General features: G+C 71.3%; 21 protein-coding genes. 15 read left to right on the top strand and 6 right to left on the bottom strand.

Annotated elements, in window-relative coordinates:
* The first annotated feature begins 27 nt into the window (after positions 1-27).
* From E4P39_RS01945 to E4P39_RS01930, 4 genes are read left to right on the top strand one after another with little or no spacing between them, the layout of a single operon-like run.
* Positions 28-441, top strand: coding sequence for a TadE family protein (locus tag E4P39_RS01945; RefSeq protein ID WP_245159573.1), 414 nt, complete (start codon positions 28-30; stop codon positions 439-441).
* A complete protein-coding gene (locus E4P39_RS01940; protein WP_135134646.1) occupies positions 438-902 on the top strand; it encodes a pilus assembly protein TadE in 465 nt (154 codons plus the stop codon). Before E4P39_RS01945 ends, E4P39_RS01940 begins: the two co-directional genes overlap by 4 nt.
* Entirely contained in the window at positions 899-1,327 is a 429-nt protein-coding gene (locus E4P39_RS01935; protein ID WP_245159572.1) for a hypothetical protein, read from the top strand. The genes E4P39_RS01940 and E4P39_RS01935 overlap by 4 nt, the downstream gene beginning before the upstream one ends.
* Entirely contained in the window at positions 1,324-4,689 is a 3,366-nt protein-coding gene (locus E4P39_RS01930; protein ID WP_135134644.1) for a LysM peptidoglycan-binding domain-containing protein, read from the top strand. The genes E4P39_RS01935 and E4P39_RS01930 overlap by 4 nt, the downstream gene beginning before the upstream one ends.
* Positions 4,690-5,057: 368 nt before the next feature.
* Here the strand turns inward: E4P39_RS01930 and E4P39_RS01925 are convergent, their stop codons facing one another.
* From E4P39_RS01925 to E4P39_RS01910, 4 genes are all read right to left on the bottom strand, one after another.
* On the bottom strand, positions 5,058-6,638 hold the full coding sequence (locus E4P39_RS01925; RefSeq protein ID WP_167761517.1) for a histone-like nucleoid-structuring protein Lsr2: 1,581 nt from the start codon (positions 6,636-6,638) through the stop codon (positions 5,058-5,060).
* Between the two features lie 274 nt (positions 6,639-6,912).
* On the bottom strand, positions 6,913-7,494 hold the full coding sequence (locus E4P39_RS01920; RefSeq protein ID WP_135134641.1) for a hypothetical protein: 582 nt from the start codon (positions 7,492-7,494) through the stop codon (positions 6,913-6,915).
* Positions 7,491-7,841, bottom strand: coding sequence for a hypothetical protein (locus E4P39_RS01915; RefSeq protein ID WP_209306286.1), 351 nt, complete (start codon positions 7,839-7,841; stop codon positions 7,491-7,493). The genes E4P39_RS01920 and E4P39_RS01915 overlap by 4 nt, the downstream gene beginning before the upstream one ends.
* Positions 7,842-8,002: 161 nt before the next feature.
* The gene (locus E4P39_RS01910) at positions 8,003-9,037 is read right to left on the bottom strand and encodes a nucleotidyltransferase (protein WP_135134640.1); all 1,035 of its coding nucleotides are present in this window, start codon (positions 9,035-9,037) and stop codon (positions 8,003-8,005) included.
* A 311-nt stretch (positions 9,038-9,348) separates the two neighbouring features.
* Here E4P39_RS01910 and E4P39_RS01905 point away from each other — a divergent pair, with 311 nt between their 5' ends.
* On the top strand, positions 9,349-9,612 hold the full coding sequence (locus tag E4P39_RS01905; RefSeq protein WP_135134638.1) for a hypothetical protein: 264 nt from the start codon (positions 9,349-9,351) through the stop codon (positions 9,610-9,612).
* A 277-nt stretch (positions 9,613-9,889) separates the two neighbouring features.
* Here the strand turns inward: E4P39_RS01905 and E4P39_RS01900 are convergent, their stop codons facing one another.
* Together E4P39_RS01900 and E4P39_RS22095 are read right to left on the bottom strand one after the other, a co-directional pair.
* Positions 9,890-13,408, bottom strand: coding sequence for a DEAD/DEAH box helicase (locus E4P39_RS01900; RefSeq protein WP_135134637.1), 3,519 nt, complete (start codon positions 13,406-13,408; stop codon positions 9,890-9,892).
* Positions 13,393-14,100: a hypothetical protein gene (locus E4P39_RS22095; RefSeq protein ID WP_167761495.1), complete on the bottom strand. Its 708-nt coding sequence runs from the start codon at positions 14,098-14,100 to the stop codon at positions 13,393-13,395. The genes E4P39_RS01900 and E4P39_RS22095 overlap by 16 nt, the downstream gene beginning before the upstream one ends.
* Before the next feature lie 759 nt (positions 14,101-14,859).
* On the opposite strand from E4P39_RS22095, the gene E4P39_RS01890 reads away from it, so the two are divergent.
* The 10 genes from E4P39_RS01890 (at position 14,860) to E4P39_RS01850 (ending at position 24,609) form a co-directional block, all read left to right on the top strand.
* A complete protein-coding gene (locus E4P39_RS01890) occupies positions 14,860-15,465 on the top strand; it encodes a hypothetical protein (RefSeq protein ID WP_135134636.1) in 606 nt (201 codons plus the stop codon).
* A 300-nt stretch (positions 15,466-15,765) separates the two neighbouring features.
* Entirely contained in the window at positions 15,766-16,362 is a 597-nt protein-coding gene (locus tag E4P39_RS01885) for a hypothetical protein (RefSeq protein WP_245159571.1), read from the top strand.
* The gene (locus tag E4P39_RS22775; protein WP_245159570.1) at positions 16,323-16,520 is read left to right on the top strand and encodes a hypothetical protein; all 198 of its coding nucleotides are present in this window, start codon (positions 16,323-16,325) and stop codon (positions 16,518-16,520) included. Before E4P39_RS01885 ends, E4P39_RS22775 begins: the two co-directional genes overlap by 40 nt.
* Positions 16,517-17,623: a hypothetical protein gene (locus tag E4P39_RS01880; protein WP_135134634.1), complete on the top strand. Its 1,107-nt coding sequence runs from the start codon at positions 16,517-16,519 to the stop codon at positions 17,621-17,623. The genes E4P39_RS22775 and E4P39_RS01880 overlap by 4 nt, the downstream gene beginning before the upstream one ends.
* 62 nt (positions 17,624-17,685) lie before the next feature.
* A complete protein-coding gene (locus E4P39_RS01875; protein WP_245159569.1) occupies positions 17,686-18,003 on the top strand; it encodes a hypothetical protein in 318 nt (105 codons plus the stop codon).
* Between the two features lie 71 nt (positions 18,004-18,074).
* Positions 18,075-18,812 (top strand): hypothetical protein, encoded by a 738-nt coding sequence (locus E4P39_RS01870; RefSeq protein WP_348633804.1) that lies wholly within the window; start codon positions 18,075-18,077, stop codon positions 18,810-18,812.
* Complete coding sequence (locus E4P39_RS01865) at positions 18,805-20,427, top strand: hypothetical protein (protein WP_135134630.1); 1,623 nt, start codon at positions 18,805-18,807, stop codon at positions 20,425-20,427. Before E4P39_RS01870 ends, E4P39_RS01865 begins: the two co-directional genes overlap by 8 nt.
* Entirely contained in the window at positions 20,424-21,938 is a 1,515-nt protein-coding gene (locus E4P39_RS01860; protein WP_135134628.1) for an SCO6880 family protein, read from the top strand. The genes E4P39_RS01865 and E4P39_RS01860 overlap by 4 nt, the downstream gene beginning before the upstream one ends.
* The gene (locus E4P39_RS01855) at positions 21,935-23,440 is read left to right on the top strand and encodes an ATP-binding protein (protein WP_135134627.1); all 1,506 of its coding nucleotides are present in this window, start codon (positions 21,935-21,937) and stop codon (positions 23,438-23,440) included. The genes E4P39_RS01860 and E4P39_RS01855 overlap by 4 nt, the downstream gene beginning before the upstream one ends.
* Positions 23,437-24,609: a M23 family metallopeptidase gene (locus E4P39_RS01850; RefSeq protein ID WP_135134625.1), complete on the top strand. Its 1,173-nt coding sequence runs from the start codon at positions 23,437-23,439 to the stop codon at positions 24,607-24,609. The genes E4P39_RS01855 and E4P39_RS01850 overlap by 4 nt, the downstream gene beginning before the upstream one ends.
* Positions 24,610-24,631: the final 22 nt, after the last annotated feature.

The raw sequence follows: 24,631 nt of genomic DNA, 5'->3' as shown, positions 1-24,631 counted from the left end.
ACGGAGGTGCCGCCGTGCGGTCCGGTCGTGCACTCAGGCAGGTCGAGCCGCCCCGGCGAGAGCGACCGAGGTTCGTCGAGCGTCGAATTCGCGATCCTGTTCCCGATCATCGTCATCCTGCTGTTCGCCGGCCCCCAGCTGGCCCTGTGGTACTTCGCCCGCGAAGCCGCCGACGCCGCGGCGCACGCAGGAGCGCGGGCAGCCAGCGTCAGCGGCGCGGCCGGGGGAGCGGGACAGGAAGCGGCCGACCAGTACCTGGCCCGACTCGGCACCGGCGCGATCACTCGCTACTCGGTGGCCGAGCAGGACACGGCCACTGCGGTCGCGGTCCACGTCACGGCTGAGGTGCCCAACGTGATCCCGCTGCCCGGCTTCACCCCGACCGTCGACGTCACGGTGACGCGCGGCAAGGAGCGCTTCACCACGCGGGACTCGCCATGAGGCGCCGCACGAAGCGCGCCCCCGCTCGGGCTGGCCAGCGGTGGAGGGACGACCGCGGCTCCGATTCCGTCGAGCTGGCCATCCTGCTGCCGGTCGGAATCCTGGTCCTAGCGATGCTGGTGATCGGGGCTCGAATCGCGCTGGCTGGCGACCGCGTCAGCGGCGTCGCCGGCATCGCCGCTCGGGACGCCTCGCTCGCCCGCTCAGCGGCCGCCGCCCAGCAGACGGCCACCGCCAGCGCCACCGAGGCGCTGGCCGACCGGGACCTGCACTGTGCCGACGTTCAGGTGAGCGTCGACACCTCCGGGTTCGACAGTGCGCCCGGCGTTCCGGCGTCGGTCACCGTGGCGGTGGCATGCACCGTCGACCTGTCCGACATCGGCGTGACCGGGCTGCCCGGCTCGCGAACCCTGCGCGACACCGCCACCAGCCCCCTCGACCCGGCCCGGGACCTGTCGTGACCCACCCGGTGCGCACCCACTTCGGGCTCCGCGAGGACGAGCGCGGGTCGGTGGCCGTCCTCTTCTGCTTCATCGTCCTCATCGCCGGCGTCCTGGTGACCGGCGTCGTGGACGCCGCTACGGCGATCCAGGCGGCCAACCGCGCCGACACGTACTCCGCCGAGGCGGCACGGGCGGCCAGCATCGCGGTCGGTCCGGTCCCCACCGGCGGGAGCGCGGACGCCGAGCTGGCCGTGACCGCGGCCCGCGGCTACCTGGAGCAGGCCGGTGCGGTCGGAACGGTGCGCGTCCTCGGCCCCGGCGTGGTGGAGGTCAGCGTGACGGTCACCGACTCGACGCCCCTGCTCGGCATCCCGGTCAGCCAGACCCGCGTGCACACCGCCCAGCTGCTCGTCGGGGTCACCTCCGGTGAGGGCCTGTCGTGACCGGCCACGCCGCCCGCCTGCTCAAGGCCGTGGGTGCCCTCCTGGCGCTGCTCGCCGTCCTCGTCGGCGTACCGGTGCTGATGGCGCTGCTGCACCTGGTTCCGAACAACCTCCCGTCGCTGGACGAGGTCGGGGCCGTCCTGACGTCCCGCGACAACGGGCAGCTCGCCGGACTCGTCCTCGCAGCCGGCGTCTGGGTGTGCTGGGCCCTGTTCACCGCCTCGACAGTGGCGGAGGTCGTGGCGTTCGCCCGTGCACGGCCGGTTCCGGTCCTCCCCGGGCTGGGAATTTTCCAGCGGCCGGCCGCCGCCCTGGTCGCCGCCGTCGCGGTCGGCTTCACCGTCGCTCCACTGGCCGCCGGCGGCCCCGCATCCACCGCAACGGCGCCGCCGCTGCCGGTCGCGGCCACATCCACCGCCGTCCCGGCGTCGGCGCAGTACGCCAGCGCACCGCTCATAACGCAGACACCGGTCGCGTACTCGATGCCGGACGAGCACGCGCCTCCGGTCGCTACCACGACCTACCAGGTGCAGCGCCGGGACACCCTGTGGGCGCTGGCCGAGCGGCATCTCGGGGACCCGCTGCGGTATCCGGAGATCGCCAGACTCAACCCGACCGCGGTCGGTCCGGACAACGAAATCTTCCCGGGCACGGTGCTGGTCCTGCCGCCCGACGCGGTCGGCCTGCCGCCGACGGGCCCAGCCCCGGACACCACGAGAACCGTCGAGGACGTCACGGTGGAACCCGGTGACACCCTGTGGGACCTCACGGAGGAGATCACCGGCAGCGGGCACAACTGGCGCCAAGCCTGGGAGCTCAACCGGGGACGCAGGCAACCCGGAGGCGCCACCTTCACCGACCCGTCGCTGATCCGACCGGGCTGGACGCTGAGCATCCCGGACCCAGCCAGTCCCGCGACGTCCGCGCCCAGCGCACCGGCGCCCCCCGCAGGCGAGCCGGCACCGCCCACGACCGAGCCGACACCGCCATCCCCGAGCACCGTCGCTCCAGCGGACCCGACCACGCCAGGCACCAATGCGCCGCCTCCGGCCGCTCCCGGCCCGGCCCCCAACGCCCCGACCTCGTCTCCCACGGCTGCACCGACCAGCGTCGAGCCGTCGCCCACGAGGCCTGACGAGACCTCGACGGGTAGCACCTCGGAGCTGCCGATGATCGCCTTCGCCGCCGGCGGTGGGCTGCTGCTAGCGGGGGTCTCGCTGACCGCGCTGCTGCGTTACCGCCGCAGGCAGTTCCGGCAGCGACGCCCCGGCCGCTCGATCGGCAGCACACCTCCAGAGCTGCTGCACGTCGAACGAGCACTGCAGGAGGCTGGCAGCGTTGGCGGTGCCGACGTCACCTGGCTGGACCAGGCGCTGCGCGCCCTGGTGCAGGCCCTGGCGAGCGTCGACGCTGCTCGCCTGCCCGACGTGGTGGCGGCCTGCATGACCGACGACGTCCTGACACTGGTACTCACCGAGCCGGCCACGGAGGCCCCGGAGCCGTGGACGGTGGACGCGGCCGGCACCCGCTGGTCGATTCGACGCGGCGACCGACTGGCCTATGACGAGCAGCAGCGGGCCTACTTCTTCGCACCGTTCCCCATGCTCGCGTCGGTGGGCTACACGGCCGAGGGCGAGCACTGGCTGCTCGACCTGGAACGGGTCGCGACCCTGTCCCTGTCCGGGGACGCCGAACGCTGTCTGAACCTGGCCCGGTTCCTGGCTGCCGAGCTGGCGCACAACACGTGGTCGGAGATGCTGCAGGTGACCGTGGTCGGCTTCGGCAAGGAGTTGGCCCAGATCAACCCCGACCGGCTGAAGTACACCGACGACGTCGAGAAGGCGATCGCGGCGCTCGACGGCCAGTTCGAGTCGGTCACCGAGGCCATGCATATCGCCGACGTCGACGTGCTGTCGGGCCGGTTGCGCGACGTGGCCGGCGACGCGTGGGCGCCGCACGTGCTGCTCATAGCCCCAGATGTCGCCAAGGACAGCGCCGGGCTGGTACGGCTGATGACCGCCATGAAGCAGCAGCGCGGCCGCGGCGCGGCCGCGCTGGTGCTCATCGACGACCCGGACCACGCGGACGCCGGTCGGTGGCAGCTGACTGTCGACGAGGCCGGCATGCTCAGCATCCCCGCCTTGGGAGTCGAGCTGATCGCGCAGCAGATCCCGGCCGACGAGGCCACGCAGCTGGCTCGGGTGCTCGCGCTGGCCGCCGTGACCAACGACCGACCCATCCCACCAGCGCACGGTGACGAGCCCTGGGACAAGCACGCCGACGCCTGCGGGAGCCTCCGAGTCGATCCGGCCCTTTCCGAGCGGCGGCAGCCACCAGCTGTGGCCGGAGCGGACGACGACGTCCCGGTGCTCGGCCTTGCAGACACCTCGCCGTGGATGACCAACTCGGTGTTGCCGCTGTCCGCGCAGACATATTTAGATCGAGCCGCGACCACTGAGCAGGACCTGCAGGCACTGGCTCCGGCGACCGATGCCGGTACTCGTGACCAGGTCGAGGTCGCCGACCCTGCCCTGGACGCCGACCTGGCCGACTGGGCAGACCCGTCCTGCCCGCGGCCGAAGTTGGCCCTGCTCGGCCCGGTCGAAGTGCGGGCGCAGGGAACGCTGCCCGAGCGCAACCCGCGGCGGCAGTTCTACACCGAGATCGTCGCCTACCTGGCCACCAGGCCCGGCAGCGTGACCAGCGAGCGCTACGCCACCGCGATCTGGCCCAACGAGCCCGATGTCGTCGGCAAGACCAAGGTGCGGCAGTCGATCTCGATCGTGCGCGCCTGGCTGGGCACCAACCCGGCGACGGGCGCGGACTACTTGCCGTCCGGCGTCACCGCCGGCGGGGTCGGCCGCTATCGCATCGACCACGTCCTCATCGACGCAGAGCTGTTCCGTCGACTGCGAGTCCGCGGGCTGGCCCGCGGTGTCGACGGCATCGCCGACCTGCGCGCCGCTCTCGACCTGGCCACCGGGCAGCCGTTCGACCTGCCTACGTCGCGGCACGGTGCGCCCGGCGGCTACAGCTGGCTGGTCGAGGAGAACTCCCGGCTGGACCACGAGTACGCCGCCATGATCGTCGACGTGGCGCACACCGTCGCGACGCACCACCTCGCCGCCGGCGAGCCCGAGGTCGCTGCGGCCGCCGCTCACGTGGCGCTGAAAGCCGGCAGCTACGAGGACGTCCCACTGCTCGACCTGGTCGCCGCCTGCGACGCCCAGGACAACCGGGCCGAGGCCGACTCCTACATCGCCCGCATCCTGGCCAACCACGACGCCGAGGTGGAAGAAGACCTGCCACCCAGAACCGCCGAGATCCTCTTCCGCCGGCAATGGATCAACAGGGCCAGCTGACCAACGACGGAGGTGGTCGGAGGTGTGGACCGCTACGGATGGACCGACGAACCTGCACAACTTCGAGTAGCCGTCCGGACGGCGGTAGGACGTCTTGCCCACCGGGGAGACGGCCCGGGCCGTTCGGCAGCGGCAGCCAGCTGCAGTGTCGCCGCCCGGGAGGCCAGACCACTTGCCCCGCATAGCCCCCGGTCACCGGGGATTTTCTCGGGCGGGTCTTACGGGACAGACAGTCGATGATTCCCCGCTGGCCTCCGCCATTCCCACAGGCGGTTCCGCTTACGGGGATCCCCTCAGTGTGGCGTCCGCATGGCACGCAGTCCGGGTCGACCACGGCGTTGTCCACAGCTGACGGCTGGTGCGACCGGTCAGGCCTGGCCGGTCGCCTCGTGCGCGCGTTGGTAGGCCTCCGACAGCTCCGCTGGCAGGCGGCCCCGCTCACCGACCTCGTGGCCGTTCGCGCGGGCCCAGGCCCGCACCGCCGCCGGGCAGACGGTCGCGTGCGCCGCCGAAACGATGCCCGCCGCCGCAGGCGCAATTGACTTGACCGTCGCGTCCCGTGCGGTGCGCGGCCGCGGGAACGAGGCCAGTGCCTTCTTGACGGCTGGCTGAAGGTGCTTGAGCAGGACCGCGAACTCGTCGGGGTGAACGCAGCGCGTGCCGTGACCGGCGGCCTCGTCGGCCTTGCCGCCAGAGAAGCTGTCGTCGGTGACCAGAAGCGCCGTGCGGGACGAGACGGTGTTCATCACCCGCACGCCGAGCTCCTCGGCGCGCTGCTCGAGCCGCTCGCGCACTGTCCATTCGCAGCCGGTGAAGGCGACCTTGTCGCCGACCCGCAGCGGCTCGTCGAGCGCCCAGTCGGCGGGCAGCGGGCGGAGCCCTGCGGACAGCCGCTCGTGGCGGGCGGCCTCGGCGGCGTCGAGAGTGGCCGTGACCAGCTTCGTCGGCACGTCGAGCATCTCCGCGGTGGTGGTGAGCTCGGCCTTCTCTGCCCGGCTGACCTTGCCGTCGTCGAGGGCGAGGTGGGCGAGGGCGAGCAGGAATCCGCTGTGGGCGGCGTGGACGGCGTCGCCGTCGAGGTCGTAGATGGAGGCGATGTCGACCAGTGCCGCCCGCTCGTCGTCGGTGAGGACGCCGTCCTCGAGCACCTCGGCGAGCAGCTCGAGGTAGGCCAGCGAGCCTTCGGGGGCACCTTCGTCGAGGGCGTCGGCGAGGCGGAAGTCCTCCAGCAGCGTGACCAGCGGCGGCGCCGGTGGCGCGGCCCACGTCGCGATCTTGCGCTGCGCCTGGATGGGTAGGCCGACGGCGGGCGGGCGCACGCCGCCGGGCGCGGTCGGCCAGGCCACGGCCCAACCCTGGTGCGGGAGGTCGAGCAGCTCGCGGCGGGGCGGGTGGCCGAAGGTCGGGTCGAGGTAGCTGGCGAGCAGCCGCGCGGTGGCGCGGGCGTCGTGGAGGGCGGAGTGCGCGCGATGCAGCGAGATGCCGACGGCATCGCAGCAGTCGGCCAGACGGCGGCGGTTGAGCTGCGGCAGGTGGTCCCAGCTGTGCTCGAGCGTGCAGGCCGCGGGCAGGTGCGGCAGCGCCCAGCCGGCGCGGGCGTACTCCGTGCGCAGGAACGCCAGGTCGAAGGTGACGTTGTGCCCGGCGATCGCCGCTCCGGCGAGCCGGGTGCTGATCTCGGGCAGCACGTGGGCGAACCGCGGCGCACCCATCACGTCGGCGTCGCGGATGCCGTGGATGTGCGTGGCGCCGACCGGACCCTCGGGGTCGAACCGGCACACCCACTCGTCCAGCACCCGTCCGCCGGAGTCGGTTCGGACGATGGCCATTTCCAGGATGCGGTGGCTGTTCGCCGACAGGCCGGTGGTCTCGACGTCGATGACCGCGAACCCCGGCAGCGGCCCGGTGGCCGCGGGCGCCAGTGCGGGTGAGCGCCGAGGAGACGGCACAGGCGGCAATGACGACGGCCGGGACGTCACAGGCACAGGCCCCGGCTTGTGCTTGCGAAATCTGTCGAAGAACCCCATTGCTCACCCTCCGTCGTTGGTCGACCGCGAGGCAGCATGTCAGCACGGGACGACAGAACGATGCGTCTCGGTGCCCGCGGGTTCCGGTGAGTCGGCGGCGGGTGCCGCCAGCCGACGTCCGGGGCAACGTCAGGTCCGGGATTGGCACCCGTGGATGCGGCACCGGGCAATACCGATGTCCGAACAGTCCGATAGGTCAACGGTCGAGGTCGGCCTCCATGGCGGTGAGCACCGTGGCCCGGGCAGCGTCGCTGCTGGCCCGGGGCAGCGGCGACCCAATGGGGACGTCCCGGTCCTTCTTCGTCGGCCTGCTGTGCCACGCCGCGGTCATCTGCTGGCCGGCCTCGGACTGCGCGGCCAGCACGAATGCGTCGTAGCCGCTGGCGACGGCGTCGGTGCCGTGGATCGCCATCCAGGCCGTGTAGACGCTGATCCGCGACTTCACGTCGCTGACGTGCTGGGTGAGCTCCCGTCGAGCGGCAGTCGACCCGTCACGGCGCCGGATGCGGTACGGCGCCTCCAGGTAGTCCTCCACCGCCCTGACTGCCTCGGCGTAGAAGGTCGCCCGCTGCTGGCGGCGGCTCTCCTTCTGCTGTCCCTTGTAGGCCTTGACCGCGACGACGGCCGCGATGGCCGCCGCTCCCATCGCGCCGAGCACGCCCAGCAGGGCGGCGAGGACGGTGGCTACGTCGCCGCCGTCGACAGTGGCCGCGATCCGGTCCCACACTCCCGGCCGGACCGCGGCGGCGCCGGTGCCCGCGGCGAGCAGTGCGCTCATGCGGCCTTCCTCGGAAACCCGTGGGGCTGCTCGTCGCCCAGCCACACCCCGCCGCGTCGGCCCCCAGTGGCCCACCAGTGGTCCTCGAAGAACAGGTGGTCTCGGGTCAGGTCGAGCAGGGCGAGCAGGCCCAGCTCCGGTCGCCAGCGCTGGCCGACCGGTGAGCGCGGGTAGTACAGGCAGAGGGCGTTGTCCTCGGGCATGCGGTGCGGCGACGGGCGCCCGCGGTCGGCTATGACGCGCGGGTACTCCTCGGGCGGCAGGCCCCAGCAGTCGTACGGCGGCCGCGCGAAGAAGTAGACGGCTACCGGCACCGGGTCGCGCCGACCGCGCACCTCGATGGGCACCCGGTACACAAGGAGGTCGATTTCGAGCTGTACCCGTAGGTCACGGCCGTGTTCGCGGCGTGCCGCGGCCTCCAGCGGAATCTGCCACCACGGCTGCAGGCCTCGCCAGCCGAGGTTCGGCCTCCCCGCCGCCCCGTCCGGCGAGGCGGGAAGGCCAGCGCTCACGGCGCCCAGCTCTTCGCCGGGATCCGCGCGCGCTGCGCGCCCGCGCCGGTCCCGGTAGTGACGCCGTTGGCCCGCCCGGCGCGGAAGCGGCGAGCCTCCTCCAGCACGACCGCCCGCTGGTCCGGACGGGGCAGCATCTGCTCGTCGTTGAACAGCTTGGCCAGCTCGTCGTGGGCGAGGAGCGGATAGCCGTCCTTCTCGAGGCCGATGGCCTCATCCAGCCGCTTCCCGGCGTGCCGGAGCGCCGTCACGACCTCAGCCCGCGGCTTGTTGAGCTTGATGGGCTTCTCCGCGACGCGGGCGGGGTCGGCGGTCTCGCCCTTCTCCAGCTCGTCGGCCGCGAACTCGAACCAGATGCTCAGACCGGCCAGCTGAGTCATGGGTTCGAAGATGCAGCCCAGGGCGAGCGCCTTGATATTCCACGAGCACAGCGGCTTGCCGTTGCGGCGGTTCCAGTGCTTGAGCAGTCGGACGACCCAGGCGTAGACCACCGCGGTGTTCTCGATGGCCTCGAGGACCATCTGGGTGTGCGCCTCAGGGTGCGACCGGGACCAGGTCGGCACCTTCGGGATGTACAGGCCTTCCCCCGTGAGGTTGTCCACCGCGCAGATGATGTCGGCGGTGAAGTCCTTCTCGCCGCCGTGCACCGGGTCACCGAACCGGACGAGCACCGCCCGCTTGCACCCATCGACCTGGACGGTGAGCTTGGGATACGCGCCCTTCAGCTCCCGCCGGATGGCGGCGGCCGCGCGCTCCATCAGGTCGAGCGGGCCGCGCTTGCCCGGCCCGTGCGTGTGCAGCGCTTCGGCAATGACGACGCCGAGGTCGATGTCGGTGAGCGGGGTGAGCGCGTCGCCGTGCGCGACGCTGCCGTTGAAGTAGGCCCGTGAACCGGGGAACTCCCTCAGTAGCGCATTCGCGATGGCCTCGCGTCGTCGCCGGGCCTCGTCGAGTTCGGCGTCAGTCACCTGAATGCGGTGGCGGGCCTGCTCGAGAAGATCTTCCAGGGACGGGTGGGCAGCCTGGGGCATGGCGTCTCCTTCCTGCGACGGAAGGGCTCCCGCCGCTCGGAACGCCGGTGCTACCGTGCTGCCCCTACACCCCATGTAGACGACACCCCGGTACGCGACCTCTCCGGTCGGCGACCGGGGTGTTCTGCGTTCCAGGCCCAAGCCTGCCCGACGGGGGTGACAGTTCCAGGCGACGCGCCTCACCCGCCCCACGCGCCCCACGGTCCGGCGTCGGGTGTCGGCCCGGACGTACGCCAGACCACCGCTCGCTACGGCGTGTCGACCGCCGTCCACTTCCGTGGGTGCCCGTGTTTCGTCCTAACGTCGCGAACATGGAGAAGTGGGAACACGCGGTCCTTCGCTACAAGCAGGACCGCTACGGCACGGTGATGCTGAGCCTCGCCCAGGGCCCGGCGTACATCGATGGCAGCGTCAACCTCGACCAGTCACAGTCCAGCGAATCGGTCGTCCGTCAGCTGGATGTCCTGGGCGAGCAAGGGTGGCAGCTGGTCAGCGTGCAGCCGGGAGCCGACATCACGGAGTACTGGTTGAAGCGGCCGACGCCCGCCCATAAGGAATCGAGTTCGCCTGCGTGAGGCAAACGGCTTCTACTCCGTCATCGCCTGACAGGCACTGCTGACAACCGTCCGGTTGGCCGATCCTGCTGCGGAACAGCGACCGCGCGGATCGCGGCAAATGAGGATGTTCGGGAGGGACGCTTGTCCGCGCAGATCCGGTCTTCTGGCCGGTTTCGAGGTCGGACGACAGACAGGACCGCGTGCACCGACGTTGCCGGGAACGACGACAGCGCGTCGACCGCTCATGCCGATGAGCGGACGTCTCACGGACCCGTTGTGGTGGGTCGCGACTGGCCTAGGTGAAGCTGAGCTGACCTGCCGCTGCGCGCGTAATCGTCACCGTCGCGCCCTGCAGGCTGAACTCGAGCAGCAGGCCGCTGTCGAGGACCGCCGCGACGCCCGCGTGATCACGGGCGACAACCACACCGAGAACCGAGCCGCCCTCGGCCAGGATGCTGAACTCATCGCCGTCGTCAGAGGCGACGATCGTCACCGGCACGGGTTCAGCAGCCGGCCGCAAGACGGGGTCGCCGCTGCTGAGACGAGCCTGCGCGGTGACAGACCCGGTCGCCATCATCTCGCCCAGCTTGTGCCGGTCTCCGCCCTGGACGTACTGCAGCAGGTCGAGCACGTCGGTCGGGGTCGCGCCGAGGTCAGCGCGCCACCCGCGGATGTGTTGCTCGCTGAGGTACTCACGCAGACCCACCTCATCCAGCCCGCCATCTCGCGCGATCCGGCCGAGGTCACGTGCCAGGGTCCGGGACTTCACATCACGGACGAGCAGGTCGATGGCAAGCGGGGTGTCGACGCCGTACCGCAGGTGGGCGGCGGTGCTCGCCAACAGCTGCAGCGGGCTCAGGCGTGAGAGCAGAATGTCGTTCGCCTGGGCAATGACGAGACCGACGGTCCACGCCAGATAGTGCTGCACCCCCTCACTGATCCCGTCGACCATCTGCTCAAGCCGGAACGCCGAGTCGGTCACCTCCGTGAGGTGGGTGCCGGCGAGGTCGCTGAGGTCACGACCGGCGATCCAGTCACGAACGACTGAGTCGGCGTCAACCTCGACGGGGGCACCTCGGGGTGACATCCGAAAGCGCCACTGCTTGGTCGCCTCTGGCAGCTGCAGCAGTTGTACGTACACGTCCTGCTCGGCGAGAACGTCGAGGGTCTCGTCGAGCGAGCGCTCACCGAGGCCGCCAAGGAGCTGTACTTGGTCGGCGAGAGCTGCGGCGATCGACTCGATCACCGCAGCTGATCCGAGACTCGTCCCGGCCTGCGCCCAGCGACGGCGGGACGCCTGCGGGGTCTGCGCGTACCGCGCAGCGACGACGTCGGCGAGTGCCAACCACCGCGACTTCAGGTCATCAGGGAGCTGAGTGAAGGCGAACAGTCGCCTGACGACGTCCTGCCAAGTGCGGGTGTTGGCGAGGTCCGGGACGAGCTCGAGGACGTGGAGAATCAACCAGATGTAGTTGACGAAGCCGCCCGTCTCCCGGTCAGGAGGCAGTTGCAGAATCGCGTCCTGCGTCTGTGCCACCAGTGCTTCTGCTTCGGCGAGGGCGGCGAGAGCTGTGTCGCCAGCCAGGGTCGAACGGACCTCCAAGTCGCTCGGTGCGGGCGTCAGCCGATCGAAGTCGCTGCCTTCCAGGGGCTTCTGCAGAGCGAGCACGATCCAGCCCTCGGACTCCTTGCCGGCGCGGCCGGCACGGCCGACAGCGTTGAGCAGCTGCGCGGCAGACAACCGTTGACCAGGATCTTGGCCGTCGTACTCGGTCGTCGCTATGACGACGGTTCGGACGGGGAGATTCACGCCGTCGGTGAGGGTGCTCGTTGCGACGACCGCCCTAATCGTCTCGCTGCGGATCGCGTCCTCGACGGCTTCCTGTACCTCGACGGGCAGACCGGCGTGGTGGTACGCCACGCCCTTGCGGACACAGCCGACCAGGGGGTGGTCGACACCGAGCCGTGCGGCGAGCGCATCAGCGAGGCCCTGCGACCGCGGTTCGTCGTCCAGCTCGGCAGCCATTACCTTCGCTGCGTCGCGTGCCGTGGCTCGCTGGGTGACGACCATCAGCAGGCTGCCGGCCCGGAGCAGCAGCGTGGCTGTCCTGGCCGTCGTCACGTACGCGGGGGACGTGTTGCCTGGCCCGGTTCTGCGCCGGTTGTCGGCGCCGATGACGAGCTGACCGATCGGGGTGTCGTCGCTGGTGACCAGGTGCTGCTCGGTCGCGCTTGTCGGGCGGACCGCGAGGTGGGCACGCAGGTCGTACCGGGTCTTGTCCGCCGCACCACGGCGACCGGGGACGACGGCACGGCTCGCCTCGATCTTGTCAGTAGCCGTGAGCACGTGTAGCCGTCGTGGCGCGCGCCAGTCGTCGGTGAACAGCACCTCTCCCTGCCCGGCCGACGTCCACGCTGCGAGGGACGCGGCGTTTCCCATGACGCCGGAGAGCAGCATCAGCCTTGCGCCGCTGGCGTCCAACAGGGACAGCAGCCCTTCGAGCAGCAGTCCGCGGCCGCCGGACTGAGCGATGAGGTGCGCCTCGTCGATGATGAACAGGCTGAACCGGCTCAGGACCTCCTGCGGTGACTGCCGCAGCGCGTTCATGAGTCGCTCGGGCGTCATCACCTCGACTTGCGGAAGCTGGCCGGAGCTCTCGTCTGTGTTTTGCAGGCCGCCGCTGGTGAGGTCCCACGTGCCGAAGCCGTCGGGGAGATCTGCGCCGAGCCGACGGTCGAGGTACCTCAGCCGGGACCGGAGCGCCTGGCGCATCTCCCGCCCGAGGCTGCGAAGCGGCGTCACGTAGCAGACATCCCGGTTGTCCTGTGCCATGTGCGCACAGATGATCAACTGCGCGAGCAGCGTCTTGCCAGCACTCGTCGGGACAGACACGAGCAGCCTCGACGTCGCCAGGCTGAGTGGACTGATCGTCGGGTGGGCGACCAGGCTGCGCTGCGGCGGCCAGAGCGTCAGGACTGGCTGCCGGTCTAGCGTGAACGCCTGCTTCACGGCCGCGGGGACGTCCGGTGGAAGCACCGCCCATACGCTGCCTTCGCTGAGCCCGTCCGCCAGGCCGAGTAGGTGCCCGGCGACCCAGCGGGTGTCCAGGTCGCTGAGACCGACCTCGGCACGGACGACGAGCAGTAGGTGGCCGCGGGCGGCCCCGAGCGCGTCGGTACTGCCTTCACGCAGGTACGTGACGAGGTCGGCGATGCCCCGTAGGAGCCGCTGCGTCGGGCCGAACATGGTCCCGTCGAGGCTGCCGAGCTGGGCGCCGCGCGTCAGCGCAGCCGCGGTGGTCGCCCACGTGCGCAGGTGCCGGTTGAGCGTGGTCATCTCGAATCCGAGGAACAGGATCCCGGCATGCAGCGCGACGTCTCCGCTCTCGGTGAACTCGGCAGGCTCTGTCAGAACGTCACGGAGCTTGCGGTGGACGGCGCCGGCGTTCGGGGTCTCGTCGGCGCGGTGGTACCCGACCTGCGCGGCGAACGCGGTGGCCAGCCGGACCCGGCCTGTCTCGGCCGGGTCCTCCAGGAGGAGGTCGAGGACGTGAGCGCTGACGGCGAACGCACGGCGGCGCTGCTCCGCTGGGTACCGAGACGTCTCGGCGGTCGAGGCGATGCCGTGCAGGTACCACGCGGAGCGTCGCAGCGGTGAGAGGTCGGCTCGGAACCCGGTTTCGGTGAGGCCGCGTACGAGCTCGATCTCGAGCTCGGCGATGAGGTCGGTCAGCTCGGCGACGGTGGGGAGCTCGCTAAGCTGGACGTCGCCGAACGCGCCAATGAGATGTTCTCTGGCTAGAGCGCGGTCCACGCGTACCTCCTCACCGTCTTGGCGAGCGCGTCGTAGCAGCTGATGCTCGTGGCGAGGCCGCGCAGCTGACCTGGCTTGTCGAGCAGAGGCAGCTTGGCCGCCATATTCGTGAACGGCGTCTTGGGCAGCGCCTGGTGCGTCGCGAGCATTACGCCGACGCCGACGAGCTCGTCACCTTGGACCCATGCATCAGGCACCTCGGTGATGAAAGTCATCATCTCGTCGGAGGTGTCGTTCGAGACCTGTGCGAACGTGCCGACGATCTTGGCCACGTACCGCTGACCGGCCTCGGCAAGCTGCGTGTAGGCGGCGTTCAGGGTCGTGGAAAGCGGCCCGGAACCGGTGTTCTTCTTGCTCTCCCAGAGCCGGAACCGCAGCGCGCCCGTGCCTGTCTCGTAGATCGAGAAGCCGTCGCCGCCGGCGTCGGTGACGTCACCCTTCGGGTCGGGCTGGACCCGGACGGCGCGGTTGTCCTTCGTGAGCAGGTGCCAGAGCCACTCGCCGACGTGCCCGTGCAGGTGATGCTCGCTCTTCTCGGCGTTGGGCAGTCCGAACACCGGCTCGACGAACGACGCGATGGTGCGGTTGGTCGGCGACGGGATCTTGGTGCCCGCGAGTGTGTGCTGCCTCCACGTGTCGTGCAGGGCGGTGGCGGGCCCGAAGCGGGCCCGCATGATTGTGTCGATGAGCACCCAGGCGAGCGCGCCGGCCTCCCCGGGGGTGAGGCTGACGGCGACGTGTGAACTCCATTCGCACTTGCCTGCAGCAGCGGAGCCGTCGTGGAACGCTCGTGGCAGGTAGTCACCGACTGTCAGGCGGTTGTTGGTTCGAGCGAACTCCTCAGACTGCGCAGGCGTCGGACCGGCCGGGGCGGGTGCCGGGGGCGGTGCTGCGGGCGCGTCGGGAGTCGTCACAGGTGCTGACCCGCAGATCGGGTCGCGGGTACCTGCACGAGGTCGACGGCGAGCGGACACCCCACTGCAACGTGCGGGCGTGGGAGCGTCGTCGTCACGGTCCCATCATCCCGTAGCCGAAGTGTCGCGTGTGCCTGCCTGCGGGGTGAGCGACGGTCGGCGGGGTCCGCTCTCGGGCACCGCGCGATGCATGCGGCGTGCGCTCCCGACAGTGCGCTCATGCCGCTGATCGCGCGCCGCCCACCTGCCCGCGACCAGAAGCGCCCGTTCTGCTCTTTAGGAGGGGCAGCAGCATCGACCGCACATCGGCACGTCCGGACGTCTCGGAAGCCGAACCCGCTACGACGAAGTACGCGCGGTCCAAGTAGCCGTGTGTCAGCATCCCGCAGGGAACCGGCGAGCGGGTCAGCTGGAGACAGCCACTCGACGTCGTCTGCCTGCCCCGCATGGGGATCCCCTGCGGGACACCGGCGTCGCAGCCCACGTGGTCTGCGCGACCGTCGTCGTAGCGGGTTGGGTTTCCGGTAACCGAGCGACTTGACTGAGCCCATCCCGGACACTGAGGGTGTGAAGATCGGGAACCGGGATCCGGAGGCTTACCGGCGGCGACTGGAGGCCAAGCTTGAACCCAACGCCATCCGGGCCACCCTTGGCTTCGCAGGGCTCTACCAAATGACTCACGAGATGATCAAGGTCGCGGTGCTCGACGAGGTGCATGAGTTCTACTGGCGGGGCATCGAACGCGGGACCACGGTCTACGACGAGTCGCGATACGCAGACGACGTGTTGGCCAAGGCGCCCAAGGATAGATTTCGGGCGTCACTGCTGTGGCTGGTCGAAGGCGACGCAATCACGCTGGACGAGGCTGACCGGCTGGACGACATCTACGCCCACCGCCACGAACTCAGCCACGAACTGATCAAGTACATCGTCGACCCGGACTTCGAGCCTGACGTCGAGCTATTGACCGACGCGCTTGCGATCTTGCGGGCTATCCGGCGCTTTTGGACAAGCGTCGAGAAGGACATCGGCTCCTTTGAGGAGTTCGGGGACGTCGACCTCGACGAGGTGACGCCACTGTCGCTTGCGGTTCTGCAGATGTGCATCGATGCGTACCTCGCCGGGCTGCCCGCATCGGAGTAGCGCTCCCATAAGCGGCGGTGTCGCGGCGACCGGTTGAGGATCGGCTTCCGGGTTACACGCGTGCCAGGGTGCTGCGAGCGGATCAGGGCGCCTCAGTCGTCGCATCTCGCATGCGTCACCCCTCGCTGCTCGCTCCGTCACCCTCGCCGCGGGATTCAGAGTGTCCCGGGATGCGGTAGCGGGGCAGCGCCGGTCACGCAGTGACGTGACCGCCCTCTGTCACCCCTGCTGGGGGTGACGACTCGTTGAACGTCTCTGCAGAGCGTCGACGGCATCACAGCGATGCCGGAGGACCCGCACATGTTCCACGACCCCACCATCGTCGGCAGCTGGCCGGCGCTCGCCGCACGCCTGGACGACGAGGCCATCCTCGTCCGCTGGGCAGCCACCGAGCCAGCTCTGGCCGGGCTGAGCAGCGTCCATGACCTGCTCGCCGTCTGGGCCGAGGGCGGCGCGGACGATCGCCCCGACGTCGTGCTCGCCGCGCTGGTCCGGTTGGCCGCTGTGAACGGTGGCCGCGACGACGACGCGCTGCTGCTGACGCTTCACCTGCTCAGCGGGCTGGTGCGGACGATGGCCAGGCAGCTCACAGATCTCAACCCCGACATTCTCGCCGTGGTCGTCGGCGAACTCGCTTGCCAGATCCGCTGCTATCCATGGCAACGCCGGCCTCGGGCGATCGCGGCGAACCTGCGCGCCGAGACCCGGCGGGCGGTACTCGCCGAGCTGCGCCCCAGCAGCCGGTACCACCCCGACCGGGTCGAGGTCCTGACCGCCACCGGGGACATCACTGGGATTGCATCTTCCACCGCCGGCGAGGGGGAGGACCTCGACGTCGTCGACCTGCTGCAGGGGCGGTGCGGTCAGGGGTCGGCGCCGAGGACGTCGCACTGCTGATCGCCACCGAGTGCAGCCGCGACCGGCAACGCCGGCGCGCCGACCAGAAGATCGCCTCCGCATACGGCATCACGACGCGCACGCTGTACCGCCGGCGGAGCCGCACGCTGACCGCCTTGCGCGGCGTGGCTCCGCAGTACCTGGCGGCCGTCGCGTGAGCCCACTGCCGCAGGCCGTCGATGAAGCCAGCGCCCCGACGGGCGGTTTGGCCAACGGCGGCGCCATCGACCCCGAGGACCGACTGCTGTCGGTCGTGGAGATTCAGCAGGCTTTCCGCGAGCTGCGTGCCCGCCGTCCGCAAGCCGCCGCAAGGAGGCTGGCCGCGCCGACGCGTCTCCACGAGTCCTACGTGCCCGAGAGCTCTGTCCCGACGGGTGCGCCGGTACAGGCCCCGCGCTACTGCCGGAGGGACGGGGACAGGACGGCGCCCCCGGCTCGAGACGACACGCACGGCGAGCGGTGGGCGGGCAGCGGTGAGAGAGCGCCACAGCGAGGCGCGAGCAGGGGTGACAGCGTGCCCGCGGCCGTAGCAGGCAGGCGTGACAGCGACGCGCTGGCGGCCGACTGGATCACGGTCGTAGCGGCACACGCGGGTGCCGGCGCCTCCACGGTGGCGCTGGCCATCAGCGACGCCGCGGCCACCGACCGGCGCGTGCATCTGGTGGAGACTGCACATCCCCGACGGTCGGGGCTGATTGCCGCGGCGTCGGCGGAGCTGGGCACCGACGCCGCCGGCGCCTGGCAACGTGGCTCCCGCGACCGCGTCACGATCGACCGCCGCGTCGCGGACGTGGAGCCTTGCGGCTGGCCGTTCCTCCAGAGCAGCGAGGAACCGGCGGTCACTGTCCTCGATCTCGGGCTGCCTGCTCCGGAGGACCTGTCTCGACTGGCCGCCGACCGCACGCGCACCGTCGTCGTCTGCCGTCCGACCGTGCCCGGGATGCGACTGACCGAGCACGTGCTGAGCCAGCTGGCCGAGCAGCCGGTTGTGGTGGCCGTCGTGGGCCCGGCGCGCTGGCCCCAGGCGGTGAAGGCCACCTTAGGTCCGCGGCTTCGCGAGTTGCGGTCGCGGGGCCGGGTGCTCCGAGTTCCGGTCGACCGACGACTGCAGATTGCCGGTCTGACTGGTGACCGGTTGCCCAAGGCGGTGACGGATGCGGGCCGGTCGCTGGTCGAACTGTTGATGCCGGCCGTGCCGCAACCTCGTCATCAGCGCCGGGCGGCATCGTCCCAGCCGGGCGTGGCGGGGGAGGCCCGGTGACGGCCCCGCGTAGAACCGCACCCGCAACGGTACGAGCGGCCTCGACCGTCGCGTTCGTCGCCGTGGCCCTGGTCATGCTGGCCGCGTGGCCTGCTGCCGCGGCGCCGGTGGAGCTGACCGCGGCGGTCTGCCCGGAGGCCCCGCCGGGAGTGCAGGCCTTCGCCGATCAGGTGACGGCGTGGGTGAAGTGGGGCGTGCTGGCGCTGATCGGCATCGCCGCGGTCGTGTCGCTGGGCTCGGTCCTGGTGGGCCGGATGTTCTCCCATCCGCATGCCTCTCGGTATGGGGCGATGGGCGTCGCGGTCGTCGTGATGGTGGCCATCACCTACACGGTCATCTTGGTCATCCTCGGATCGATCACCGGCAGTGGGTGCACCTGATGCGCCGCCGTCCCGAGGTCCGGGGGAGCGGTGCTCCGGAGTGGAGCCCGGCGCGTCTCCTTGCGGCGCTCATGATCAGCTCGGTGGTGGCGCTGGCGGTGCTGGCCGGCCTGGTCCTCGCGGTCATCGGCGCGCTGACCCAGGACGAGTCGGACGCAAGGCAGGCCGCGCGACAGGCTGCCGCTCCAGCCGCGGACATGTCGCAGCAGGATGCGCTGGCTACCGCACCGATGCCGACCGCCGACCCGGACGACGCGCTGCCCGGCCCGGTGTCGAGACAGGCTGCGGGCGTTCTCGAGCTGCCGCGTGCCACCGGCATGGGCCCGGCCGACGTGCCCACCGGCTACCCGCGCACTCCGGAGGGGTCGCTGGCGCAGCTGGCGGCGATCGACGTGACGGCGATGCAGAGCGGCTCGATGGACGGCGTGCGGCGGGTGATCACCGAGTGGGCCGCTCAGGGCGGGCCGACCCCGGAGACGTGGTCCGGGGTGGACGGCATGGCGAGCCTGCTGTCTGCAGCGGGGCTCTCCGGCGCGGGGTCTCCGCAGCTAGCGATCGTCGTCCGCCCGGTGATGGGCCTGATCAAGGGCACGGTGGGCGAGGACTTCGCGGTGGTGTGCGTGAACTTCGAGTTCACGGTCACCGTGGAGCAGACCTCCCGGATCGCGATCGCCGACTGCCAGCGCATGGCCTGGGTCGGGGACCGGTGGGTCATCGGCCCGGGGGATGAGCCAGCGCCGGCGCCCTCGGTCTGGCCGGGCACCGAGGCGGCGATCGCGGCCGGCTGGCGGGATCTGCGCCATGTCTAGGCCGCAGCTTGCCCGGTGCGGCCGATCGCTGCGCCCGCGGATGCTGATCGTCGTCCTGATGCTGACGGTGGTGGGCTGGCTGGCAGCTGCGGTTCCGGCCTCGGCCGACTCGACGGTCGTGGCGTTCCCCGCAGCTCCGGCGGCGGACGACGGCTCGCTGCCGTGCCTGCCGATCAACCCGTTCTGCGTGATCGGCGAGGCAGCCGGCGCGGTGGTCGCCGACGTGTGGGTCAGCGCCATGTTGTCGCTGTGGGAGGCCGGGCTGTCGCTGTTGGGACTGGCCTTCTCGGTGATCGACGCCCTGGCCACCCCGGACCTGTCCGCCGGAGGGCCGCTGGCCGCCGTGTATCCGGTGACCTTCGGCATCGGCGCGACCGTGGCCGCGCTGATGGCCATGGTGCAGCTGAGCGTCGCAGCGGTGCGCCGGGACGGACAGACCCTGGGCCGGCTGCTGATCGGGCTGCTGCAGTTCGGACTGGTCTGGGCCGGCTACATCGGCGTGGCGGCGTTGCTGGTCACCGGCGTCTCCGGACTGACCACCGCCCTGCTGCGCACCCTGCTCGACATCGACACCATGGCCGCCTTCGAGCCCTCGATCAGCGTGAGCCGCGACCTGGTGGATGGCACGGTCGCCACCGTGCTGGGGGTCAGCTCGATCTTCCTGCTGGTGCCGGCCAGCGTGGGCTACCTGCTGCTGATGCTGGTTCGCGAGGCGGCGCTGATCGTGCTGGCCGCGACCTCGGCGATCTCCGCCGGCGGACTTCTGGCGCAGACGTCGAGCAGTTGGTTCTGGCGGAGCCTCCGCTGGTTTCTCGCTGCGCTGCTGGTTGCCCCGGTCGCCGTGCTCGTCCTCGGCGTCGGAGTGACCATCACCGAGGGCATCATCACCGGAGCCGAGGAAACGAGCACCGAGGCCGCTATCGGCATGGCGGTGGTCGGCTGCCTATTGATCCTGCTGGGGGCCATCTGTCCGCTGGCGCTGTTCCGGCTGCTGGCCTTCGTCGACCCCGGCACGTCGAGTGGGGCGGCGTTGCGCTCGTCGCTGGCCGCCTCCGGCGGAGTCATGGGGGCGCTGCAGAAGGCTGGTGGCGGGCGAGCGGCCATGGCCACCGCGGCTGCGGGTGCCGCATCCGGCGGGGTGGCGGCCTCAGGGGCGGCTGTCCGAATGGCCGGGGACCGGGCGCAGGGGGAGTCGACCGCGGACGCGGCCACCAGCGGCCGGTTCGCCGGAGCGCTGCGCGCGCTGAGCGTCGGTACCTCACAGGCGGGGCGGCTGGCGGCCGGCGTGGCGGACTCGGCGTCGGACGTACTGTCGGGCGCCGGAGTCGGGCACACCCACCCCTACTACGGGCAGCCGCTGCCCGCCCGGGTATCGGCGCGCGGCAACGGCTCCGGCGGAGGGACGGCGACCGGAGGCGGGCACGGCCGAGGGCGCCGTCCCGACGACGGCGGACCCCAGCAGCCTGCCCCGGCGAGGACGACCGAGAACGGGCACGCCCAGTACCTCGGAGGCGGCCCTTCTGCAGCCTGGCCCGCCGAGCGCTTCGATGGCATCGCACCTGACCGGCCCGGTGAGAGCGACCCGATCGGTCCCGACCAGGACGACGCGCGATGAACGCCGTTCGCTACGGCGACTACTCCCGCGACGTCTCAGGCTGGTTCCTCGGGATGACCGGCGCCCAACTGGCCGTCGTAACCCTCACGGGCCTACCGGCGCTGTTGGCCCTGAACGCGCAGGCATGGGTCCTGATCGCGATCTGGCTGCCGGTGTGGGCGCTGGTGGCCGCCGTGGTGCTGGTTCCCATCCGGGGGCGGGCGGCCGGCCGCTGGTTCGGCGATCTCTGTCTGCACGCAATTGGAGGAGCCATGGGCTGGACGGTCTTCGGCTCTCGGGCCGCCGCCGGGACGGCCGAGGACCTGTCCGAGGCCGACCTGCCCGGAGTGCTGGCCGGCATCCGGACCCACGACGGGCCGCCCTACGGGCAGCTGTTCACCCGCCCGGTGATCGTGCAGAACTCTGCGGCGCGCACCTGGGCGGCCGTGGCGCGGATCGACCATCCCGGCATCGGCCTGGCCGAGCCGGACGAGCGGGACCGGATGGGCGCCGGCCTGGCCGAGCTGTGCGAGATCGCCGCGCGCACCGAACTGGTCGACACACTGGCGATGCAGGTGCGCACCGTGCCCGACGACGGCGCCGAGCGCGCCGCCTGGGAGCAGGCGCACACGCGTGCGGACGCCGCGCCCCTGGCCGCCCGGGTGAACGCGCTGCTGGGTGCCACCCTCACTCCGGCCGCGGTGCGCACCGAGGCCTTCGTGACCGTCGTCGTCGGCGAGAGCCGGATCGGCCGGGCCGCGAAGGAGAGCGGCGGCGGGGTGGACGGCCGCGCCCGGGTGCTGCACGGGGTGATGACCGAGGTCGAGAGTGCGCTGCGCGGTCCGGTCGGCTGCACCGCCGTCACCTGGCTGGACTCGGCGGCACTCGCTGCCGCGGTGCGCACCGGCTTCGCTCCCGGCGACCGTGGCCAACTGATCGCCGCCGGCCTGGCCGCCGCCAACGGCGCCCAGCTGGCGACCGGGGTGCCGATGGCCGCCGCCGGACCCACCCAGGCTCGCGCCGAGGCACGGCACTACGTGCACGACGCATGGGCGTCGGTCACCGACACGATCCTGCTACCCGACTCCGGCGCGGTGCTCGGTGCACTGGCCCCGGTGCTGGTGCCGACGACGGCGGGGGAGCGGCGGTGTCTGACAGTGTTCCTCGCCCCGCTGCCGCTGGACCGGGCCACCCGGCTGGTCGGGCGGGAGGACATGAGCGCCACTACCGGCAACGAGCTGCGCGCCCGCATGGGATTTCGGCAGCGGGCCCGGCAGCGACGGGACACCGAGCGAATCGGTACCGCCGACGAGAAGCTGGCCGCCGGGCGGGCGCTCGTCCGTCCCGCCGTCGCGGCCTGCGTCACCGTCCCGGCCACCTGGCCGGTGGACGAGCACGGCCGCCGGCTCGCCGCCTCCATCCGTGCCGCCGGCTTCGTGCCGTTGCGGCTGGACCTGGCACAGGACTCCGGCTTCGCCGCCGCCGCCATTCCCCTCGGCGTCGGGCTGCCCGACCGCAGGGGACGACGATGAACCGCCTCGGCTCCCGCCGGGGCCGGGACGTCGCCGTCCTGCTCGACGACTTCGGTCACCGGCTCCCCGCCGTCCCCGCCGTGGAGGCGGGGCAACGGGAACGCGGGCCGTTCATCGAGTTGGTGCCCCGCCGCGGGCCGCGTGGCCGGGGCCGGGGCCGGGCGGCGACACCGGCGTCGCTGTCGGTGTGGCGGATGACGTCGGAGCAGACGCCGGTGATGTGGCCATTGATCGCCAGCAGCGGGCTACCGCCTACGGGCGCGCAGATGGGCATCGACCTGCTGTCGGGCGGGGCGTTCTACTGCGATCCGGTCGGCTGGGTCACCGACGACGCCATCCCGGTCACCAACCCCAACGTTGTCGTCTTCGGCAAGCCCGGCCGCGGCAAGTCGGCGACGGTCAAGGCCTTCGCGCTGCGCATGCTCGCCTACGGCTATCGCACTCTGGTCCTGGGCGACACCAAGGACGAGTACGAGCCGCTGTGCCGCGCGCTGGGCGTGGAGCCGTTCGTCATCGGCCACGGCCTATCGACTCGGGTCAACCCGCTGGCCTTCGGCCCGCTCGGCCACGGCTGGGATCGGTTGGATGCCGCCGAGGCCCGCCGCCGCGAGGCCATCATGTTCGCCCGGTGGATCGTGCTGCTCCGCGGCCTGGTCGGGTCCCAGACCGTGCCGTTCGGCCCCGTGGAGGAGACCGCGGTCGGTGAGGCGCTGCGGCTGCTCACCGGCTACCGCAGCGGCGCTACCCGGCTGACCGAGGTCACCATCCCGCAGCTGTGGCGGGCACTGGACGAGCCCACCGACGAGCTCGTCACCTGCTGTCGGTATGCCGACCGGCGGCACTTCCTCGACGCCACCCGCACCCTGCGCGATGCCCTCGGCTCCCTCGTGAAGGGCTCGTTGGCAGGGCTGTTCGACGACCACACGTCGATCGATGTCGATTGGCGCGCGCCCATCCAATCCCTGTCGCTGTCCCGCCTCGAGCCGCTCGGTGACCAGGCCGTCGGCATCGCCCTGACCTGTCTGAATTCCTGGGGACAGGCGATGCGCGAGATCGCTGACCCCGGTGATTTGCGCATCGTCATCCGCGACGAGACCTGGCGGCAGATGCGCCTCGGTGCCGAGGCGATGAAGAGCCTGGACGCCAACCTGCGCCTGTCCCGCCGCGACGCCGACGTACAGATCCTGCTCGCGCACAAGCCCTCGGACATGCTCACCGCCGGCGACGCCTCCTCCCAGGCGGTGGCCATCGCCCGCGACTTGCTGCACTTGTGCGACGTCAAGGTGCTGCACGGCCAGGATCAGGCCGTCGCCGATGAGCTCGCCACCATGCTGGGGCTGACCCCCATCGCTCAACGGGTGGTCACCGGATGGGCGATCGCCGGTAAGGGCCGCGCCCTGTGGCTGGTCGGCGACCGGGCGTTCAAGGTGCAGACCGTCCTCACCGAGCCCGAGCTGGCCCTGACCGACACCAACGAGGCCCTCACAGGACGTCCGGCATGAGCGGGACGGCCGAAGAACTGGCGCGGGCGTACGGGAAGCCGTGGCTGTGGAAGGTCGCCGCTTCCGTCGCCGTCCCAGTGTTCGGCGTACTCACCCTGCTGCTGATCCCTCTCGCGGTTCTCGCCGCTCCGGAGGCGTCGACGGCGGCGGCGTCGTCGTCCTGCTCGATCGGCGGCACGGGCGCCACCGTCGCCGGCACCGAACTGGACGCCGTCCAGATGGGCCACGCGCAGACCATCGTCACCGTCGCCTCGGCACTAGGACTCGACCCGTACGCGGCCACCGTGGCGCTGGCCACCGCGTACCAGGAGTCCCGCATCCGGATGCTGGCCAACGACGGCAGCAGCCCCCAACTCACCGCCGAACAAGGCGCGGTGACCGCAACCAGCGTGGCCTATCCGCATGACGGGCTCGGCTCCGACCACGACAGCGTCAACACCTTTCAACAGCGCTGGATCGCCGGATGGGGCACCGTCGCCCAGCTGATGGACCCCGTCTACGCCGCCGAGGCCTTCTACCGACGACTCGTCGAAGTGCCGAACTGGCAGGTCATCCCGCTGACCCAGGCGGCTCAGGCAGTCCAGGTGTCGGCGTACGGGTCGGCGTACGCCGGCTGGCAGCCGCTCGCCCGCGAGCTGACCGCCATGCTGTGGCCGGCCGCCCAGGCGACTGCGGCCGGCCCGGTCGGCGCGGTGGCCGGCGTCTGCCCGGGCCTGCCGGTGGCTGCCGGATCATGGATCCGGCCTACCCCCGGCACCGTCACCTCCGGCTACGGGTCCCGCTGGGGCAACTTGCACGCCGGTGTCGACATCGCCGGCCCCCGCGACACCCCCGTCTACGCCGCCGCCGACGGCACCGTCGTCAGTGCCGAGTGCACCAGCGCCTACTGCGACCGGGACGGAAGCCTGAGTCTGGCCGGCTACGGCAACCTCGTCGAGCTCGACCACGGCGACGGCGTGATTACCCGCTACGCGCACCTGTCGTCCTACACCGTCACCGCCGGCCAGCCCGTCAGCGCCGGGTCGTTGCTCGGTTTCCAGGGGTCTACCGGCAACAGCACCGGCGTCCACCTGCACTTCGAGGTCCGCCTGGACGGCGCTTCCGTCGATCCCGTGCCCTGGCTGGCCGACCACGGCGTCAACCTGCACGCCAGTGCCACCGCCGGCTGACCGGCAGAGAGAGGAGCCAGGA

Source organism: Blastococcus sp. CT_GayMR19, from assembly GCF_004570385.1.
Classification (GTDB): domain Bacteria; phylum Actinomycetota; class Actinomycetes; order Mycobacteriales; family Geodermatophilaceae; genus Blastococcus_B.
The sequence above is the reverse complement of the archived record's forward strand: the minus strand, read 5'-3'. Positions and strand labels throughout refer to the sequence as shown.

What these genes read in the sequence shown, in the direction of transcription:
- E4P39_RS01940 (WP_135134646.1), top strand. Translation starts at nt 438, where the DNA reads ATGAGGCGCCGCACGAAGCGCGCCCCCGCTCGGGCTGGCCAGCGGTGG.
- E4P39_RS01920 (WP_135134641.1), bottom strand. Translation starts at nt 7,494, where the DNA reads ATGAGCGCACTGCTCGCCGCGGGCACCGGCGCCGCCGCGGTCCGGCCG.
- E4P39_RS01910 (WP_135134640.1), bottom strand. Translation starts at nt 9,037, where the DNA reads ATGCCCCAGGCTGCCCACCCGTCCCTGGAAGATCTTCTCGAGCAGGCC.
- E4P39_RS01905 (WP_135134638.1), top strand. Translation starts at nt 9,349, where the DNA reads ATGGAGAAGTGGGAACACGCGGTCCTTCGCTACAAGCAGGACCGCTAC.
- E4P39_RS01885 (WP_245159571.1), top strand. Translation starts at nt 15,766, where the DNA reads ATGTTCCACGACCCCACCATCGTCGGCAGCTGGCCGGCGCTCGCCGCA.
- E4P39_RS01870 (WP_348633804.1), top strand. Translation starts at nt 18,075, where the DNA reads ATGATCAGCTCGGTGGTGGCGCTGGCGGTGCTGGCCGGCCTGGTCCTC.
- E4P39_RS01865 (WP_135134630.1), top strand. Translation starts at nt 18,805, where the DNA reads ATGTCTAGGCCGCAGCTTGCCCGGTGCGGCCGATCGCTGCGCCCGCGG.
- E4P39_RS01860 (WP_135134628.1), top strand. Translation starts at nt 20,424, where the DNA reads ATGAACGCCGTTCGCTACGGCGACTACTCCCGCGACGTCTCAGGCTGG.
- E4P39_RS01855 (WP_135134627.1), top strand. Translation starts at nt 21,935, where the DNA reads ATGAACCGCCTCGGCTCCCGCCGGGGCCGGGACGTCGCCGTCCTGCTC.
- E4P39_RS01850 (WP_135134625.1), top strand. Translation starts at nt 23,437, where the DNA reads ATGAGCGGGACGGCCGAAGAACTGGCGCGGGCGTACGGGAAGCCGTGG.